General features: G+C 68.7%; 15 protein-coding genes. All 15 read right to left on the bottom strand.

What is annotated here, in order from left to right; genetic code table 11:
* Window positions 1-41: 41 nt before the first annotated feature.
* Entirely contained in the window at window positions 42-1,625 is a 1,584-nt protein-coding gene (nuoN, locus tag ACUZ2Y_RS22700; protein ID WP_476322030.1) for an NADH-quinone oxidoreductase subunit NuoN, read from the bottom strand.
* Window positions 1,625-3,274: an NADH-quinone oxidoreductase subunit M gene (locus ACUZ2Y_RS22695; protein WP_476322028.1), complete on the bottom strand. Its 1,650-nt coding sequence runs from the start codon at window positions 3,272-3,274 to the stop codon at window positions 1,625-1,627. The genes nuoN and ACUZ2Y_RS22695 overlap by 1 nt, the downstream gene beginning before the upstream one ends.
* Window positions 3,271-5,232: an NADH-quinone oxidoreductase subunit L gene (gene nuoL, locus ACUZ2Y_RS22690; RefSeq protein ID WP_476322026.1), complete on the bottom strand. Its 1,962-nt coding sequence runs from the start codon at window positions 5,230-5,232 to the stop codon at window positions 3,271-3,273. The genes ACUZ2Y_RS22695 and nuoL overlap by 4 nt, the downstream gene beginning before the upstream one ends.
* A gap of 9 nt (window positions 5,233-5,241) precedes the next feature.
* Complete coding sequence (nuoK, locus tag ACUZ2Y_RS22685; protein ID WP_187218470.1) at window positions 5,242-5,541, bottom strand: NADH-quinone oxidoreductase subunit NuoK; 300 nt, start codon at window positions 5,539-5,541, stop codon at window positions 5,242-5,244.
* Complete coding sequence (locus ACUZ2Y_RS22680; protein ID WP_476322023.1) at window positions 5,538-6,371, bottom strand: NADH-quinone oxidoreductase subunit J; 834 nt, start codon at window positions 6,369-6,371, stop codon at window positions 5,538-5,540. The genes nuoK and ACUZ2Y_RS22680 overlap by 4 nt, the downstream gene beginning before the upstream one ends.
* Window positions 6,368-6,916, bottom strand: a complete 549-nt coding sequence (gene nuoI, locus ACUZ2Y_RS22675) for an NADH-quinone oxidoreductase subunit NuoI (protein WP_476322021.1) — start codon at window positions 6,914-6,916, stop codon at window positions 6,368-6,370. Before nuoI ends, ACUZ2Y_RS22680 begins: the two co-directional genes overlap by 4 nt.
* Window positions 6,913-8,208, bottom strand: a complete 1,296-nt coding sequence (nuoH, locus tag ACUZ2Y_RS22670; protein ID WP_476322019.1) for an NADH-quinone oxidoreductase subunit NuoH — start codon at window positions 8,206-8,208, stop codon at window positions 6,913-6,915. Before nuoH ends, nuoI begins: the two co-directional genes overlap by 4 nt.
* Window positions 8,205-10,649: an NADH-quinone oxidoreductase subunit G gene (locus ACUZ2Y_RS22665; RefSeq protein WP_476322017.1), complete on the bottom strand. Its 2,445-nt coding sequence runs from the start codon at window positions 10,647-10,649 to the stop codon at window positions 8,205-8,207. Before ACUZ2Y_RS22665 ends, nuoH begins: the two co-directional genes overlap by 4 nt.
* Window positions 10,646-11,950: an NADH-quinone oxidoreductase subunit NuoF gene (gene nuoF / locus ACUZ2Y_RS22660; RefSeq protein ID WP_476322015.1), complete on the bottom strand. Its 1,305-nt coding sequence runs from the start codon at window positions 11,948-11,950 to the stop codon at window positions 10,646-10,648. The genes ACUZ2Y_RS22665 and nuoF overlap by 4 nt, the downstream gene beginning before the upstream one ends.
* Window positions 11,947-12,708 (bottom strand): NADH-quinone oxidoreductase subunit NuoE, encoded by a 762-nt coding sequence (gene nuoE / locus ACUZ2Y_RS22655; protein WP_476322013.1) that lies wholly within the window; start codon window positions 12,706-12,708, stop codon window positions 11,947-11,949. The genes nuoF and nuoE overlap by 4 nt, the downstream gene beginning before the upstream one ends.
* On the bottom strand, window positions 12,705-14,021 hold the full coding sequence (locus tag ACUZ2Y_RS22650) for an NADH-quinone oxidoreductase subunit D (RefSeq protein ID WP_476322011.1): 1,317 nt from the start codon (window positions 14,019-14,021) through the stop codon (window positions 12,705-12,707). The genes nuoE and ACUZ2Y_RS22650 overlap by 4 nt, the downstream gene beginning before the upstream one ends.
* Window positions 14,018-14,797, bottom strand: a complete 780-nt coding sequence (locus ACUZ2Y_RS22645; RefSeq protein WP_476322009.1) for an NADH-quinone oxidoreductase subunit C — start codon at window positions 14,795-14,797, stop codon at window positions 14,018-14,020. The genes ACUZ2Y_RS22650 and ACUZ2Y_RS22645 overlap by 4 nt, the downstream gene beginning before the upstream one ends.
* Window positions 14,798-14,803: 6 nt before the next feature.
* Complete coding sequence (locus ACUZ2Y_RS22640; protein ID WP_476322007.1) at window positions 14,804-15,355, bottom strand: NuoB/complex I 20 kDa subunit family protein; 552 nt, start codon at window positions 15,353-15,355, stop codon at window positions 14,804-14,806.
* Between the two features lie 21 nt (window positions 15,356-15,376).
* The gene (locus ACUZ2Y_RS22635; RefSeq protein ID WP_091382944.1) at window positions 15,377-15,775 is read right to left on the bottom strand and encodes an NADH-quinone oxidoreductase subunit A; all 399 of its coding nucleotides are present in this window, start codon (window positions 15,773-15,775) and stop codon (window positions 15,377-15,379) included.
* A 296-nt stretch (window positions 15,776-16,071) separates the two neighbouring features.
* A complete protein-coding gene (locus ACUZ2Y_RS22630) occupies window positions 16,072-17,373 on the bottom strand; it encodes a geranylgeranyl reductase family protein (RefSeq protein WP_476322005.1) in 1,302 nt (433 codons plus the stop codon).
* Window positions 17,374-17,414: the final 41 nt, after the last annotated feature.

Here is a 17,414-nt window from a genome sequence, read left to right as displayed (position 1 = left end):
GGGCCCCGGCGCGGTGCGCCGGGGCCCGTTCACGAAGCGGTCTAGCGGATGGCGAACGCTCCGCCCGCCGCCCAGTCGAGGGCGAAGGAGGGGGCGATGCCGAGCAGCAGGGTCACCAGGACGCCGAGGGTGATGGCGGCCGTGGTGAACGCGCCCGGGACCGTGACGGTGGGGCCGTCGGCGGCGGGCTCGCTGAAGTACATCAGCACGATGACCCGCAGGTAGAAGAACGCCGCGACCGCCGAGGCGACCAGGGCGATGACCACCAGCGGGGCCATGCCGTCGGCCAGGGCGGCCTCGAACACGACGAACTTGCCGACGAACCCGCTGGTCAGCGGGATACCGGCCAGCGCGAGCAGGATGAAGGTGAACACGCCTGCCAGCAGCGGCGAGCGCTTCGCCAGGCCCGCCCACTGCGACAGGTGCGTCGCCTCACCCGAGGAGTCGCGGACCAGGCTGATCACGCCGAACGCGGCCAGCGTGGTGAAGCCGTAGGTCAGCAGGTAGAACAGCGTCGCCGACAGGCCCTTCTCGGTCAGCGCGATGGCGCCGACGAGCAGGAAACCCGCGTGGGCCACCGAGGAGTAAGCGATCATCCGCTTGACGTCGGTCTGGGTCAGGCCGAGGACCGCGCCGATGATCATCGAGACGATCGCGACGCCCCAGAGGACGCTGCGCCATTCCCAGCTGGTGGCCTCGAACGCGACCTGCAGGACGCGCAGGATGCCGCCGAACGCGGCGACCTTGGTGCAGGCCGCCATGAACGCGGTGACCGGGGTCGGCGCGCCCTGGTAGACGTCCGGGGTCCAGGTGTGGAACGGGCCGACGGAGGCCTTGAACAGCAGGCCGACGATCAGCAGCGCCATGCCGGCGAACAGCAGGGTGTCGGAGCGGTCCGTGCCCGCCGCCGCGGCCGCGATATCGGCCAGCCGGACAGAACCCGCGTAGCCGTAGAGCAGGGCCAGGCCGTAGAGGAAGAACGCCGACGCGAACGCGCCGAGCAGGAAGTACTTGACCGCCGCTTCCTGCGAGAGCAGGCGGCGCCGACGGGCGAGGCCGCACATCAGGTACAGCGGCAGCGACAGCACTTCCAGCGCGATGAACATCGTCAGCAGGTCGTTGGCCGAGCAGAAGATCATCATGCCGCCGAGCGCGAACAGCGTCAGCGGGAAGACCTCGGTCTGCATCCCGGTGGACGCCACCTGCGCGCGGTCCTGCACGGTGCCGGGCCGGATCGCCGCGGTGGCGACGAACGCGCCACCGGGCTCGACGGACCGGTCCGCGATCATCAGCACCGCGCCGAACGACAGCGCCAGCAGCGTGCCCCACAGGAACAGCGCCGGGCGGTCGACCGCGAGCGTGCCGAACATGGCCAGCTCACCGGCCGCGGGCGCGTCCGTCAGGTACAGCGCGAGGGCGATCCCGGCGCCTGCCAGCGTCAGCAGCGTGAGCACGACCTGCACGGGCCAGCGCTGGTGGCGGGGCAGGAACGCCTCGAACAGCACCCCCACGCACGCCGCGCCGAGCACGATCAGGATCGGCCAGATCGCGGCGAGCGGCGGGGCCTCCACCTTGGGGGCGGGTGGCAACGGCTGGTCCTGGGCGAGCAGCAGGACCGTAGACATCACTGACACTGCAGTTGCCTCTCTGCGGGAACCGGGTCGACCAGGGCCGCTTCACACATCGTGGCGTCCACGGTGGGAGTCACGATGTCGAGAACCGGCTTCGGGTACACACCCAGGCCGATGATCAGCAGGAGCAGCGGTGCGAGCACCAGCTTCTCCCGGCCGTTCAGGTCGAAGATCGCCTTGTGCGCGCTGACGTCGGGTTCGAGTTTGACCTTCACCGCGCCGGGCCCGCCGGAGGTCGCGTCCACCGGTGCGTCGATGGGCGGTTCCTGGGCGAGCAGCGCGTTGCCGCGCAGCGGTCCGGTCATGATCCGCTGGTAGAGCCAGAGGACGTAGATCGCGGCCAGGACCATGCCGACGGTGGCGATGATGGTGAACACCGGCCGGTTCGGGAACGAGCCGATCAGGACGAGGAACTCGCTGATGAACGAGTTCGTGCCCGGCAGCGACAGCGTGCTCAGACCGGCGATGAGGAACATGCCCGCGAGCACCGGGGTCAGCTTCGACATGCCGCCGTAGTCGGCGATGCGGGTCGAGCCGCCGCGGCTGACCACCATGCCGATCACCAGGATCAGCATCCCGGTGGCGATGCTGTGGTTGACCATGTAGGTGACCGAGCCCGCCATGGCCTGCGTGCTGAACGCGAAGATGCCCAGCGCGATGAAGCCGAAGTGGGCGATCGAGACGTAGGCGACGAAGCGCTTCATGTCGGTCTGCCCGGTGGCCAGCAGCGAGCCGTAGACGATGCCCGCGACCGCGAGGACCAGCACCCACGGCGCGAGTTCCTTGGTGGCGTCGGGGAACATCGGCAGCAGGTAGCGCAGGAAGCCGAAGGTGCCGACCTTGTCGAGCACGCCGACGAGCAGCACCGCGACGACGATGGGCGCCTCCGCGGTGGCGTCGGGCAGCCAGGTGTGGAACGGCACCAGCGGCGCCTTGAAGGCGAACGCGGCGAAGAAGCCGAGGAACAGCCAGATCTGCGTGCTCAGCGGCGCGTCGGAGACGACGCCGACCAGCGTCTGCCAGTCGAAGGTGCCCTGGCCCAGTTCGTCGCCCGCCATGACGTAGCAGGCGATCACCGAGGCCAGCATGATCAGGCCGCCGAGGAACGAGTACAGGAAGAACTTCACCGCCGCGTACTGCCTGCGGGCGCCGCCGTAGGAGCCGATCAGGAAGTACATCGGGATCAGCATGAGCTCGAAGAGGACGTAGAACAGGAACACGTCGGTCGCGGCGAACACGCCGATGGTGAGTGCCTGCTCCAGCAGGATCAGCGCGAAGAACCCGCCGGCTGTGCGGCCCTCGGGCAGCTTGTCGGCCCAGCCCGCACCGATCACGATCGGTGTCAGCACGGCGATGGTCGCGATCATGACGAGCGCGATGCCGTCGACACCGAAGGAGACGTGCACGCCGAAGGACGGGATCCAGTCGAACGAGAACGACTGCTGCAGCCGCGCCCCGCTCGCCTCGAACTTGCCCCAGGCGCACGCGGCCATGGCCAGCTCACCCAGGGAGAAGGCCAGTGCGGCCTGCTTGGCGAGTTTCGCGTTGCCGCGTAGGGCCATCACCACGCCCGCGCCGACGAGCGGCAGCAGGAGCAGCACGGCCATCACCCAGGAGCCGTCACCTGAGACGGTCGGACTCATGCGAACCTCACCATCAAGAACGCTGCGATCACGAAGATCGATCCTCCGAGCATGGATAGCGCGTAGGAGCGGACGAAGCCGGTCTGGGTGCGCCGCAGGCGACCCGAGCTACCGCCCAGACCCGCCGCGAGACCGTTGACCAGGCCGTCCACCCCCCGGTTGTCGACGAAGACCAGCGCCCGGGTGAGCCAGATGCCCGGCCTGCCGAACAGCGCCTCGTTGAGGTGGTTGCCGTACAGGTCGGCGCGCGCGGCGCGGACCGGGAACGACACCCGAACCGGCCGGGTGACCGGCTGCTCGCGGCGACCGAAGATCAGGAACGCGATGAGCGCGCCGAGCGCGGACAGCGCGACCGTGAGGACCGCGATCAGGCCGTGCGACAGCGGGCCGTGCGTCTCAAGCGTCGCGCCGACGGTCGGTTCGAGCCAGCCCGCGAGCCGGTCGCCGAGGGCGAGGAACGCGCCCGCGCCGATCGAGCCGACGGCCAGCACGATCATCGGGATCGTCATGGTCGACGGCGACTCGTGCGGGTGGTAGTCGCGGCCGTCCTCGGACTTGAGGTTCTCGTAGCGCGGCTTGCCGAGGAACACCAGGATCAGCAGGCGCGTCATGTAGAACGCGGTGATCCCGGCGCCGAGCAGCGCCACGCCGCCGAAGACCCAGCCGCGCCAGCCCGCTTCGCCGAAGGCCGCCGCGATGATCGCGTCCTTGGAGAAGTACCCGGACAGGAACGGGAAGCCGATCAGCGCGAGGTAGCCGAGGGTCCAGGTGATGAAGGTGACCGGCATCTTGCGCGCCAGCCCGCCCATGCGGCGGATGTCGCCTTCGTCGTTCATGCCGTGCATGACCGAACCGGCCCCGAGGAACAGCCCGGCCTTGAAGAAGCCGTGCGTGAGCAGGTGCATGATGCCCAGCGCGTACCCGGCCGGGCCGAGGCCCACGGCAAGGATCATGTAGCCGATCTGGCTGACCGTGGAGTACGCGAGGACCTTCTTGAAGTCGTCGTACGCGCAACCGATGACGCACCCGATGATCAGCGTCAGCGCACCGATGATCATCACCGCGAAGCGCGCGTCCGCGGCCTGCGGCAGCGAGTAGATCGGGCTGGAGCGGGCGATCAGGTACACGCCCGCGGTCACCATGGTCGCCGCGTGGATCAGGGCCGAGACCGGAGTCGGGCCCGCCATAGCGTCGGGAAGCCATGCCTGGAGCGGGAACTGGCCGGACTTGCCGCAGGCGCCGAGCAGGAGAAGAAGGCCGATCGCGACGACGGTCGCGGTGGACTGGTCGCCGATCTTGTCGAACACCACGTCGAACTGGGTGCTGCCCATCGTCTTGAACATCAGGAAGATCGCCAGGGCCAGGCCGACATCGCCGACCCGGTTCATGATGAACGCCTTCTTCGCCGCCGTGGCCGCGAAGTCCTTGCCCTGATACCAGCCGATGAGCAGGTAGGAGGCGAGACCGACGCCCTCCCAGCCGAAGTAGAGCGTCACGAACGAGTTGCCCAGGACCAGCAGCAGCATCGCCGCGATGAACAGGTTCAGGTATCCAAAAAAGCGACGTCGACCGGCGTCATCATGCATGTAGCCGATCGAGTAGATGTGGATCAGCGAGCCCACACCGGTGATCAGCAGCACGAAGGTCAGCGACAGCGGGTCGAGGCGCAGCCCGAAGTCGATCCGCAGCGCGCCGACGTTGATCCACTCGAACAGGCTCAGGTTCTGCAGCCGGTCGTCCGCGGCGAGCGACGTGCTGCCGAAGAAGAGGACCAGGCCGTAGACGAAGGCCGCGATCACGGTGGCGCTGCCGAGCAGGTGGCCCCACTTGTCGGTGCGGCGGCCGCCGAGCAGCAGCACGGCCGCGCCGAACGCGGGCAGCAGGAGCAGCAGCCAAGCGGCGCTCGCCGCGCCACTGGCTTGCTGGACCTCAGCAGCGAGGTTCAAAGTTCCCGACACCGAGTCTCCCTAGTACTTAAGCAGGTTGGAGTCGTCGACCGAGGCGGTGCGGCGGGTGCGGAAGATCGACATGATGATCGCCAGACCCACCACCACCTCGGCGGCGGCCACGACCATCACGAAGAACGCCATCACCTGGCCGGACAGGTCGCCGTTGATCCGCGCGAACGTCACCAGCGTCAGGTTCACGGCGTTGAGCATGAGCTCGATGCACATGAACACGACGATGGCGTTGCGGCGCACCAGGACACCGACCGCGCCGATGGTGAACAGCAGCGCCGACAGCAGCAAGTAGTAAGTCGGGGTCATGACCCGTCCTCCTTACCGGGGGCGAGCGAGCGGGCGTCGGGCTCGGGCAGCTTGCCCGCGACGGCCTTGCGCTCCCGCTCGAGCTTCTGCGACGCGGTGGCCTCGATGAGCCGCGAGAGCGACTCCGGGGCGACCGAGCCGTCGGGCAGCAGGGCCGGGGTGGCCACCGAGTTCGACGTGGCGAACACACCGGGGCCGGGCAGCGGCGACGGCCGGTCGTGCTCGCCGCGGAAGCGGGCCTCGACCAGTTCCTTCTGTGTCTTGCGGCCCTTCTGGTGCCGGTCGACGTAACCCAGGATCATCGCGCCCACGGCGGCGGTGATCAGCAGCGCCGAGGTCAGTTCGAAGGGGAAGAGGTAGTCGGTGAAGATCAGGCGCCCGATGTTGGCGACGTTGCCGTCGCCGCCGTTGGCCTGATCGCCGGCGAGCCCGATGATCGTGACCTCGTTGAGCGACCGCGCGATGGCGGCCACGATCAGCACCGCGAGGCCGACGCCGAGGACGCCCGCCCACGCCCGCTGACCGCGCAGCACTTCGACGACGGAGTCCGACGAGTCACGTCCGACGAGCATCAGCACGAAGAGGAACAGCATCATGATCGCGCCGGTGTAGACGATGATCTGCACGAAGCCCAGGAACGGCGCCTGCTGGACCATGTACAGGGCACCCAGGCTGAGCATCGTCAGCACCAGGAACAGCGCCGAGTGCACCGCGTTGCGGGCGAAGATCATGCCGAGCCCGCCCGCCAGGGCGAGCGGGCCGAGCACCCAGAAGGTGATCGCCTCACCGGTGGACACGGTCTGCTGGACCGCGAGGAGCGTCGCGCTCACTTGAGTTCCTCCCCGACGGAGTCCGGGTAGCCGTGCTTGCGCGCCAGGAACTGAGCGTTGACGTAGTAGTCCTGCTCGTTGTCGCCCAGGCGCATCGGGTGCGGCGGCTGCTCCATGCCCGGCAGCAGCGGCGCGAGCAGCTGCTCCTTGGTGTAGATCAGCCGCTGCCGGTCGTCGTCGGCCAGCTCGAAGTCGTTGAGCATGGTCAGCGACCGGGTCGGGCAGGCCTCGACGCACAGGCCGCAGCCGATGCAGCGCAGGTAGTTGATCTGGTAGTCGGCGCCGTAGCGCTCACCGGGCGAGTAGCGCTCGTCGTCGGTGTTGTCGCCGCCCTCGACGAAGATCGCGTCGGCGGGACACGCCCAGGCGCACAGCTCGCAGCCGACGCACTTCTCCAGGCCGTCCGGGTGCCGGTTGAGCTGGTGGCGGCCGTGGTAGCGCGGTGCGGTGCCGGGGAAGTTCTCCGGGTACTCCTCGGTGACGACCTTCTTGAACATCGTCGAGAAGGTGACCCCGAAGCCCTTGAGGGGGTCGAAGACGCTCATTCTGCAGACTCCTTGTCACCCGCGGCGACTGCGGCGGGCTCGCGCCGCGCGCGGCGCACCCTTGCGGGCTTCGCGTTCTTGTCCGGCACCCGCAGGTCCAGCGGCGGGATCGGGTAGCCGCCGCCGGTGACCGGCACGCGGTTGTCGTCCATCTCCACCTTGCGCTCGGGCAGCAGGAAGCTGAGCCCGATGAGCAGCACCAGCACCACACCGCCGGCGATCAGGATCGTCGGCGCGGAGATGGCCTCCTCGTTGCGGAAGGCCCGCAGCGCGACCACCAGGACGATCCAGACCAGGTTGGCCGGGACGAGGATCTTCCAGCCCAGGCGCATGAACTGGTCGTAGCGCATGCGGGGCAGCGTGCCGCGCAGCCAGATGAAGGCGAACAGGAACAGCCACACCTTGCCGAGGAACCACAGCAGCGGCCACCAGCCGGTGTTGAACATGTTGTCGTTGATGGCCGAGAGCGGCCACGGCGCCATGTACCCGCCGAGGAACAGCGTGGTCGCCATCGCGGAGACGATGACCATGTTGACGTACTCGGCGAGGAAGAACAGCGCGAACTTCATCGAGCTGTACTCGGTGTGGAAGCCGCCGACCAGCTCGGACTCGGCCTCGGGGAGGTCGAACGGAGCGCGGTTGGTCTCACCGACCATGGAGATGATGAAGATCAGGAAGCTCGGGATCAGCAGGTAGAAATACCAGCCGGTCTGCTGCGCGTCGACGATGTCGCCGGTGGACAGCGACCCGGTGTAGAGGATGACGGCCACGATCGACAGGCCGAGCGCGATCTCGTAGGAGATCACCTGCGCGGCCGAGCGGAGACCGCCGAGCAGCGGGTACGGCGAGCCGGAGGCCCAGCCCGCGAGCACGATGCCGTAGACACCCATCGACGAGCAGGCCAGCACGACCAGCACGCCGACCGGCAGGTCGACCAGCTGCAGCACGGTGCGCTCGCCGAAGATCGAGACCTCGGGGCCGAACGGGATCACCGAGAACGCCAGGAACGCGGGGATCGTCGCGATGACCGGGGCCAGGAAGTACACCTTCCGGTCGGCCGTGTCGGGGATGATCTGTTCCTTGAACGGCAGCTTGATCGCGTCCGCGAGGGACTGGAACCAGCCGTTCGGGCCGACCCGGTTCGGGCCGGGGCGCTGCTGCATCCTGGCGACGATCTTGCGTTCCAGGATGATCATCGCGGTGGTGGCGATCGCGCCGAAGCCGAGCAGCACCACACACTTGATCGCGATGAGCCAGATCGGGTCGTCGGCGAGCAGTTGCGCCCGGTTCATGAGTTGCCTCCAGGTTCCACGGTCACCACGGAGCCGTGGCCCGCGCCCAGGACCCGGCGGGTGGCCGAGTCACCGGAGTTGCCCGGCAGCCAGACCACACCGTCGGGCAGGTCGGCGACCTGGACCGGCACGGTGATCGCGCCGCGGTCGGTGGCGACCTTGGCGGTGCCGGTCACGGCGATGCCGAGGTCGGTGGCGGTCTTGAGGGACAGGCGGGCGAACACCGGTCGGGCGGTGCCCGCCAGGTTCGGCTCGTCGTCCTGCATCGACCCGTTGTCCAGCAGCATCCGCCAGGACGCCAGCACGGTCCCGGTCTTGGTCGGAGCCGCCTGCACGTCCGGCGCGACCGCTGTGCGGGGCACGGCCGGGAGCCGGGCCAGGTCGGCCGCGGCGGCGGCCGGGGTCTGGGTGAACAGGTCGACGTCCATCTCCACGGCGAGCGAGTCGAGGACCCGGCCGTCGGGCATGGCGCCGGTGCCTTCGATGGTGTTGGCGAACTCGCGGCGGCGACCCTCCCAGTTGAGGTAGCTGCCGGACTTCTCGACCGCCGGGGCGATCGGCAGCACCACGTCGGCGTGCGCGGTGACCGCGCTGTGCCGCAGTTCCAGGCTGACGACGAAGCCCGCGGTGGTCAGCGCCCGCTCGGCGAGTGCCGGGTCGGCCAGGTCGAACGGGTCGACACCGCCGACGACGAGAGCGTCGATGCGGCCGTCCGCGGCGGCGGCGAGGATGCCGTCGGTGTCGCGGCCGGGGGCGGCGGGCAGCGAGCCGGGCTTGAGGCCCCACGCCTGCTCGACGTCCACCCGGGCGGAGATGTCGGTGACCAGGCGGCCACCGGGCAGCAGCGTCGGCGCGGCGCCCGCGTCGAGCGCACCGCGTTCGCCCGCGCGGCGCGGGATCCACGCGACCTTGGCTCCGGTGGAGTTCGCCAGCCGCAGCACGGCGCTGAACAGGCCGGGGACCTGCGCGGCGCGTTCGCCGACCAGGATCACCGCGCCGGCAGCACCAAGGGCCTCGGTGACGTCCGGGGCGTGCGTGGCCAGGCCGTCGAGCGCGGACGGCTCGGCGCCGGGCTTGCAGGCCAGCAGCGTGCCCTGGGTCTTCTCGACGCTGGGGCTCGTCCACTGTCCGACGTGGAAGACTTTCGTCTTGTTCTTGCGGGCCGCCTTGCGCAGCCGCAGGAACACGATCGGCGCTTCCTCTTCAGGCTCGAAGGCCACGCAGAGGACCGCGGGCGCCTTCTCGATGCCCGTGAAGGTGACACCGGTTTCCGGTGTCGTGCCGACCACGGTCGAGGCAAGGAAGTCGAGTTCCTCGGTCGAGTGGGGGCGGGCGCGGAAGTCGATGTCGTTGGTGTGCAGCGCGATGCGGGCGAACTTGGCGTAGGCGTAGGCGTCTTCGACGGTCAGCCGACCGCCCGCGAGCACCGCGGCGCCCTTGCCGTCACGCGCCTTCGCCAGGCCCTCGGCGGCGACCTGCAGCGCCTCGGTCCAGCTCGACTGGACCAGTTCGCCGGTCTTCGCGTCGCGCACGAGTGGCCGGGTGATCCGGTCGGTCGCGGTGGCGTAGCGGAAGGCGAAGCGGCCCTTGTCGCAGATCCACTCTTCGTTGACCTCGGGGTCGTCGCCTGCGAGCTTGCGCATGACCTTGCCGCGCCGCCAGTCCGTGCGCTCGGCGCAGCCGGACGAGCAGTGCTCGCACACGCTCGGGGTGGACACCAGGTCGAACGGGCGGGAGCGGAACCGGTACGCCGCGCTGGTCAGCGCACCGACCGGGCAGATCTGGATGGTGTTGCCGGAGAAGTAGCTCTGGAACGGCTTCTCCTCGGCAATGCCGATTTGCTGCAGGGCGCCGCGTTCGAGCAGTTCGATGAACGGGTCGCCTGCGATCTGCGCGGAGAACCGGGTGCAGCGCTGGCAGAGCACGCAGCGTTCGCGGTCGAGCAGCACCTGGGTGCTGATCGGGATCGGCTTGGGGAAGGTCCGCTTGGTCTCGACGAAGCGCGAGTCCGTGCGGCCGTTCGACATGGCCTGGTTCTGCAGGGGGCATTCGCCGCCCTTGTCGCAGATCGGGCAGTCGAGCGGGTGGTTGATGAGCAGCAGCTCCATCACGCCCTGCTGCGCCTTGTCGGCGACCGGCGAGGTGAGCTGGGTCTTGACGACCATGTCGTCGCCGACGGTCATCGTGCAGGAGGCCTGGGGCTTGGGCATGGGGCGCCCGCCCATCTCGACCTCGACCAGGCACTGGCGGCAGGCGCCCGCCGGTTCGAGCAGCGGGTGGTCGCAGAACCGCGGGATCTGGATGCCGAGCCGCTCGGCGGTGCGGATGATCAGCTCGCCCTTGGGCGCGATCACCTCGGCACCGTCGATCGTCAGCCGCACATGTCCTTCTGGGACCGGTGCTTTCTCGACCTCAGTGGGGTTCTCGGGCGCGATGGTCATGACTGCGCTCCTGCCAGTGCGTGCGCGCCGACCCTGTTCTTCTCGCACAGGGCCAGGAATTCGTCGCGGAAGTACTTGATGCCGCTGGTGATCGGGCTGACCGCGCCATCGCCGAGCGCGCAGAACGAGCGGCCGAGGATGTTGTCGCAGATGTCGAGCAGCGTGTCGATGTCCGCCGGCGTGCCGTGGCCTTCGACCATGCGCTGCAGGATTCCCGCGAGCCAGTACGTGCCCTCACGGCACGGGGTGCACTTGCCGCAGGACTCGTGCTCGTAGAACTCGGTCCACTTCATGACCGCCCACGGCACGGACACGGTCTCGTTGAAGACCATGACCGCGGTGGTGCCTAGCATGGAACCGGCCTCCGCCGCGCCTTCGAAGTCCAGGGGGACGTCGAGGTGTTCGGCGGTGAACATCGGCGTGGACGAGCCACCCGGGGTCCAGAACTTCAGTGGGATGCCGTCTTTCATGCCGCCGGCGAGTTCGAGCAGTTCACGCAGCGTCGTGCCGAGCGGTGCCTCGTACTGCCCTGGCTTTTCCACATGGCCCGAAATCGAATAGATCTTCGGGCCGGGCGACTTCGCGGTGCCCATGGTGCGGAACCAGTCGGAGCCGCCGTTGACGATGAACGGCACGCTCGCGATGGTCTCGACGTTGTTGACCGTGGTGGGCGCGGCGTAGAGACCGGCCGCGGCGGGGAACGGCGGCTTGAGTCGCGGCTGGCCTCGGCGGCCCTCCAGCGAGTCGAGCAGCGCGGTTTCCTCACCGCAGATGTAGGCGCCCGCGCCGGCGTGGACGGTGATCTCCAGGTCGAACCCGGAGCCGAGGATGTCCTTGCCCAGGTACCCGGCGGCGTGCGCCTCGCGGACCGCCGCGTTGAGCCTGCGGATGCAGTGCAGGGCCTCGCCGCGCACGTAGATGAAGCAGTGGTGCGACCGCATCGCGTACGAGGCGATGACGCAGCCCTCGATCAGCGAGTGCGGGTCGGCCATCATCAGCGGGATGTCCTTGCAGGTTCCCGGTTCGCCTTCGTCGGCGTTGATGACGAGATAATGAGGCTTGTCCTCGTTTTGCGGCATGAACGACCACTTGATGCCCGCGGGGAAGCCCGCGCCGCCGCGGCCGCGCAGACCGGAGTCCTTCACCACCTGGACGAGCTGTTCCGGCGTGCCCTTGAGCGCCTTGCGCAGCGCGGTGTAGCCCTCAAGCTGCTCATAGGTCTTGAGCGACCAGGACTGTGGGGACAGCCAGCGCTTGGTCAGCACGGGCGTGACCGGCGCGGGCTTGTTCGGGGTTGTCACTTCTTCTCGACCTCCGGAAGCGCGACATCCGACATGGCAGGAGCGGTCCACCCGCGGTCCTCGGCGAGCTTGGCCCCGCGCAGCGTCTCCACCGCGGCCGACGGACCGTCCACAGTGGAGCGATAGTCGACCTCGTCCTCGGGCCAGAACCCGGCCAGCTCCAGCTCCGCGGTGCGGAAGTCGCGCAGCGGCGCTCCCCGCGTCGGCTGGGGCTTCTCCCCCGCGCGCAGCGCGTCGACGAGCGCGACGGCCGACTCGGGGGTCTGGTTGTCGAAGTACTCGTAGTTGACCTGCAGCACCGGACCGAGGTCGCAGGCCGCGAGGCACTCGGCGTGCTCCAGGGTGATCGAGCCCGGCGCACCCGGCTCGCCCGCGGTCTCGTTGTGGCCCAGGCGCTTGCCCCCCTCGCCGAGGTGCTCGCCGAGCGCCTGGTAGATGGCGTCGCCGCCGAGCACCGCGCACAAGGTGTTGGTGCACACCGAAACCAGGTGCTCACCGCAGGCCTTGCGCTTGTACATGGTGTAGAACGTCGCGACCGCGCTGACCTCGGCGGCGGTCAGGTCGAGCAGGCCGGCGCAGAACTGGATGCCCGCCTGGCTGACCTTGCCCTCGACCGACTGCACAAGGTGCAGCATCGGCAGCAGCGCCGACCGCGACTGCGGGTACCGGGCGACGATCTCCTGAGCCTTGGTGACGATGTCCTCGCCGAAGACACTGAGGTCGACGGATTCGGTGACGGCGATGGGTTCCGCACTCATCGGTCACAACCTCCCATCACGGGGTCGATCGAGGCGACGGCGGCGATCACGTCGGCGACCATGCCGCCCTCGGACATCGCGGGCATCGACTGCAGGTTGATGAAGCTTGGTTCGCGCACGTGCACGCGCATCGGTCGGGTGCCGCCGTCGGAGACGAGGTGGTAGCCCAACTCGCCGCGCGGGGACTCGACCGGCACGTACACCTGGCCCGCGGGGACCTTGAAGCCCTCGGTGACCAGCTTGAAGTGGTGGATCAGCGACTCCATGGACTGGCCCATGATCTTGCGGACGTGCTCCAGGGAGTTGCCCATGCCGTCGGCGCCGATGCTCAGCTTCGCCGGCCACGCGATCTTCTGGTCGGCGACCATGACCGGACCCGGCTCCAGCTTCTTGAGGCACTGGGCGACGATCTTGAGCGACTGGTGGATCTCCTCGACCCGGAGCAGATACCGGGCGAAGGAGTCGGCTGCGTTCGAGGTCGGGACCTCGAAGTCGTACTCCTCGTAGCCCAGGTACGGCTCGGTCTTGCGCAGGTCCCAGGCCAAGCCCGCGGAGCGCAGGATCGGGCCGGTGACACCGAGCGCGAGGCAGGCGTCGACCGGGAGGTACCCGACGCCGACGAGCCGGTTGCGCCAGATCGGCTGGCCGGTCAGCAGCTTGTCGTAGTCCGGCAGACGCGAGTCCATCACCTTGATGAAGTCGCTGACCTTCTGGTGGTAGTCCGCCGGGAGGTCCTGCGCGAGACCGCCGGGCCGGATGAACGCGTGGTTCATCCGCAGGCCGGTGAGGTGTTCGAGCAGGTGCAGGACTTCCTCGCGCTCACGGAAGCCCGCGGTCATCGCGGTCAGGGAGCCGAGCTCCATGCCGCCGGTGGCCAGGGCGACCAGGTGCGAGCTGATCCGGTTGAGCTCCAGCAGCATCACCCGGGTGACCTGGGCGCGGCGCGGGGCCTCGATGCCTAGCAGCTTCTCGATGGCCAGGCAGTACGCGGCCTCGTTGGACAGCGGCGCCAGGTAGTCCATGCGCGTCACGAAGGTGACGCCCTGGGTCCAGGTGCGGTACTCGCAGTTCTTCTCGATGCCGGTGTGGAGGTAGCCGACGACCGAGCGGGCCTGGGTGACCGTCTCGCCCTCGAGTTCGAGCACCAGGCGCAGCACGCCGTGCGTCGAGGGGTGCTGCGGGCCCAGGTTGATGACGATGCGCTCGTCGTGGATGGCGTCGTCCAGGATCTCGTCCCAGTCGCCACCCGTGACGGTGTAGACGCGCCCCTCAGTGGTGTCGCGCTCGTCTGCGGGTTGGATGTTCGTGGTCACGAGTAAGACCTCCGCTGGTCGGGCGGGGGGATCTCCGCGCCCTTGTACTCCACCGGGATCCCGCCGAGCGGGTAGTCCTTGCGCTGGGGGTGGCCGTCCCAGTCGTCCGGCATGAGGATCCGGGTCAGCGCGGGGTGTCCGTCGTAGACGATCCCGAACATGTCCCAGGCTTCGCGCTCCTGCCAGTCGGCGGTCGGGTAGACCTCGACGACCGACGGGATGTGCGCGTCGGTGACGTCGACCGCGACTTCCAGCCGGATGCGGCGGCGGAACGTCATCGACGTCAGGTGGTAGACCGAGTGCAGCCGCTGCGGGATGTCGACTCCGTAATCCACACCCGACACCGAGCTGCACAGCTCGAAGCGCAGGGCGGGCTCGTCGCGCAGGGTCCAGCAGAGCGCGACCAGGTCTTCGCGGCGGACGTAGAAGGTGATCTCGCCGCGGTCGACGGTGACCTGCTGGATCGCCTCGGCCGGGATCTCCCGGCGGGCCATGGCCGCGCGCAGGTCGTCGGTCAGCTCGTCGAACCAGCCGCCGTAGGGGCGCTCGGCCGGGGCCGGGGCGTACCCGGGCAGGCTCAGTCCGCCGAAGCCGGTGGTGTCGCCGGTGCCGGCGACGTTGAACATGCCCTGGCGGGTGCGACCCAGGACAACGGGCTCCGCGGGCACGGGCGCCTGGTGCTCGGCCGGGCGGGCCAAGTCCTTCTCAGGCTCCTGGCCGGGAACGGGACGGTCGGCGCTGGACTGCTCGCCGCCGGTGGTGGGGGTGTCAGACATGTCCGTCTATTTCTTCTTGCCGTACTTGATGGAGGACGCGATCAGCTCGGTGCGCTCACCACTGGCGGCGCGGATCGCGGCGCGGGTGGCGTTGATCGGCTCGTCCTGGATCTTGGCGTGCAGCTTGAGGATCGCGTCGAGCAGCATCTCCGGGCGCGGCGGGCAGCCGGGCAGGTACATGTCGACCGGCACGATGTGGTCGACGCCCTGCACCACGGCGTAGTTGTTGAACATGCCGCCCGAGGAGGCGCACACGCCCATCGCCAGCACCCAGCGCGGCTCGGCCATCTGGTCGTAGATCTGCCGCAGGACCGGGGCCATCTTGTTGGTGACCCGGCCGGCGACGATCATCAGGTCGGCCTGGCGCGGGGAGGCGCGGAAGGCCTCCATGCCGAAGCGGGCGATGTCGTAGCGCGGACCGCCGGTGGTCATCATCTCGATGGCGCAGCAAGCCAGCCCGAACGTGGCAGGCCACAGCGAGTTCTTGCGTCCCCAGTTCACCAGCTTTTCCAGGCTGGCCAACATGATTCCGTTGGGGAGCTTCTCTTCGATACCCATGACGTCTGCCTCCTTCCCCCGTCAGTTCCAGTCGAGGCCGCCGCGACGCCAGACATAGGCGTACGCGAAGCCGACCGTTGCGATGAACAAGAAGATCTCCACCAGGCCGAACAGGCCGAGGGCGTCCGCTGAGACCGCGAACGGGTAGAGGAACACCATTTCGATGTCGAACAGGATGAAGAGCATCGCCGTGAGGTAGTAGGCGACCGGCACGCGGCCACCGCCCGCGACCGGCTGCGGCGATGGCTCGATGCCGCACTCGTAGGCCTCGAACTTCGCCCGGTTGTAGCGGCTCGGGCCCAGGAGCGGGCCGAGCAACGCCGAGAACACCGCGAAGCCCGCCGCCAGGACGAACATCACGACCAAGGGGAAGTAGATCCCCAAGCCTGACGACACATCCGCTGACTGTGCTTGGAGCATCGACACCGCCGCTGTCCTTTCCCCGCCGCCTACGGCCGGAACCCTATGGGTCCTCGGTCACACCCGAGCCGGTTAGGATGACCTAACTAATTCGGGCGTAGTTTGTGAAAACATTCACAAGCCAAACCGCTCGGATGTGAAGGGCTTCACAACTTATCGGCGCCAGTCTAGGACCTGGCTCACAACGCGAAACGCGGCCCCCTCGGCAACTCTCCGTGAACGGGTGGTGTCCACAACAGAGCTGCCAAAAGGGCCGCGACCTGCGCTAACTCGGTGCTAGCGGCTGCGAACAGGGGTTACTTGACGGTAGGCGCCATCCGCGTCGCCGCCGTGATGACGCGGTCGAAAGCGTCGCCGTCCTTCTCGTCGTAAAGGCCCGCGAGAAGCTTGAGAACGAGTTTCATCAGGGTCTTGCGAGGCATGCCGTATTTGGTCGCCGTCCGCATGACGACCGGATTTCCGATCAGCTTGGAGAAGACGTTGCCCAGCCGGTAGTAGCTGCCCAGCGACTGCCGCAGCGCCACCGGGTACCCGGCGAGCGCGCGCTCGCGGGCCGGTCCCTCCGCGCGGGCCATCGCCTGGATGACGCACTCGGCGGCCAGCCGGGCGGACTCCATCGCGTAGCCGATGCCCTCGCCGTTGAACGGGTTGACCATGCCGCCCGCGTCGCCGACGAGCAGCAGGCCGTCGCGGTAGTGCGGGGTCCGGTTGAAGCCCATCGGCAGCCCCGCGCCGCCGACCTTGCCCAGCGCGTTGTGCTCGCGGAAGCCCCATTCCTCGGGGGTGCCGTCGAGCCAGGAGCGCATGAGCTTGCGGTAGTCGGTCTTGCCGTAGGCCTTCGACGTGGAGAGCATGCCGAGCCCGACGTTGACCGTGCCGTCGCCCATGCCGAAGATCCAGCCGTAGCCGGGGAGCAGGACGGGGTTGGCCGGGTCGGACTTGTCCCACAGCTCCAGGTGCGACTCCAGGTAGTCGTCCTTGCTGCGGGGGCTGGCGTAGTAGCGGCGGACCGCGACACCCATCGGGCGGGCGTCGATCTTCTCCATGCCGACCGAGAGCGCGAGCCGCGCGGACACGCCATCGCAGGCCAGGATGATCGGCGCGCGGTAGGTGACCGGGGTCTTGTCCGGGCCCGCCTTCGCGGTGACCCCGACGACTCGGCCGGTCCGCTCGTCGGTGACCGCGCCCATGACCGTGGTCTGCTCGGCGAGCCGGGCGCCCGCGCGCTGGGCGGTGCGGGCGAGCATCTCGTCGAAGTCCTGGCGGGTGCGGACCACGCCATAGGGCGGGAAGGAAGCCAGGTCCGGCCAGTCGAGCTCAAGGGTCACCCCGCCGCCGACGACGCGCAGGCCCTTGTTGTGCAGCCAGCCAGCTTCCTCGCGGGTATCGATCCCCAGGTCGATGAGCTGCTTGACCCCGCGCGGGGTCAAACCGTCACCGCAGACCTTCTCGCGGGGGAAGGTGCTCTTCTCCAGGAGCAACACATCCAGACCCGCGCGCGCCAGGTAGGTCGCGGCGGTGGACCCGGCCGGGCCGGCACCCACCACGATGACCTCGGCGTCCTCGCCCGCCTTGCGGCGGCTGATCGAAGTGCTCATGACGCTCCTTGTGAAAGCCTTCACGTACTCCCCGAGTCTAG

Source organism: Actinokineospora sp. UV203, assembly GCF_056323665.1.
Note: the sequence above shows the minus strand (reverse complement) of the source record. Positions and strands in the feature narration are given on the sequence as shown.

What these genes read in the sequence shown, in the direction of transcription:
- nuoH (WP_476322019.1), bottom strand. Translation starts at nt 8,208, where the DNA reads ATGAACCGGGCGCAACTGCTCGCCGACGACCCGATCTGGCTCATCGCG.
- ACUZ2Y_RS22645 (WP_476322009.1), bottom strand. Translation starts at nt 14,797, where the DNA reads ATGTCTGACACCCCCACCACCGGCGGCGAGCAGTCCAGCGCCGACCGT.
- nuoN (WP_476322030.1), bottom strand. Translation starts at nt 1,625, where the DNA reads ATGTCTACGGTCCTGCTGCTCGCCCAGGACCAGCCGTTGCCACCCGCC.
- ACUZ2Y_RS22665 (WP_476322017.1), bottom strand. Translation starts at nt 10,649, where the DNA reads ATGACCATCGCGCCCGAGAACCCCACTGAGGTCGAGAAAGCACCGGTC.
- ACUZ2Y_RS22635 (WP_091382944.1), bottom strand. Translation starts at nt 15,775, where the DNA reads ATGCTCCAAGCACAGTCAGCGGATGTGTCGTCAGGCTTGGGGATCTAC.
- nuoE (WP_476322013.1), bottom strand. Translation starts at nt 12,708, where the DNA reads ATGAGTGCGGAACCCATCGCCGTCACCGAATCCGTCGACCTCAGTGTC.
- nuoK (WP_187218470.1), bottom strand. Translation starts at nt 5,541, where the DNA reads ATGACCCCGACTTACTACTTGCTGCTGTCGGCGCTGCTGTTCACCATC.
- nuoI (WP_476322021.1), bottom strand. Translation starts at nt 6,916, where the DNA reads ATGAGCGTCTTCGACCCCCTCAAGGGCTTCGGGGTCACCTTCTCGACG.
- ACUZ2Y_RS22630 (WP_476322005.1), bottom strand. Translation starts at nt 17,373, where the DNA reads ATGAGCACTTCGATCAGCCGCCGCAAGGCGGGCGAGGACGCCGAGGTC.
- ACUZ2Y_RS22640 (WP_476322007.1), bottom strand. Translation starts at nt 15,355, where the DNA reads ATGGGTATCGAAGAGAAGCTCCCCAACGGAATCATGTTGGCCAGCCTG.
- ACUZ2Y_RS22695 (WP_476322028.1), bottom strand. Translation starts at nt 3,274, where the DNA reads ATGAGTCCGACCGTCTCAGGTGACGGCTCCTGGGTGATGGCCGTGCTG.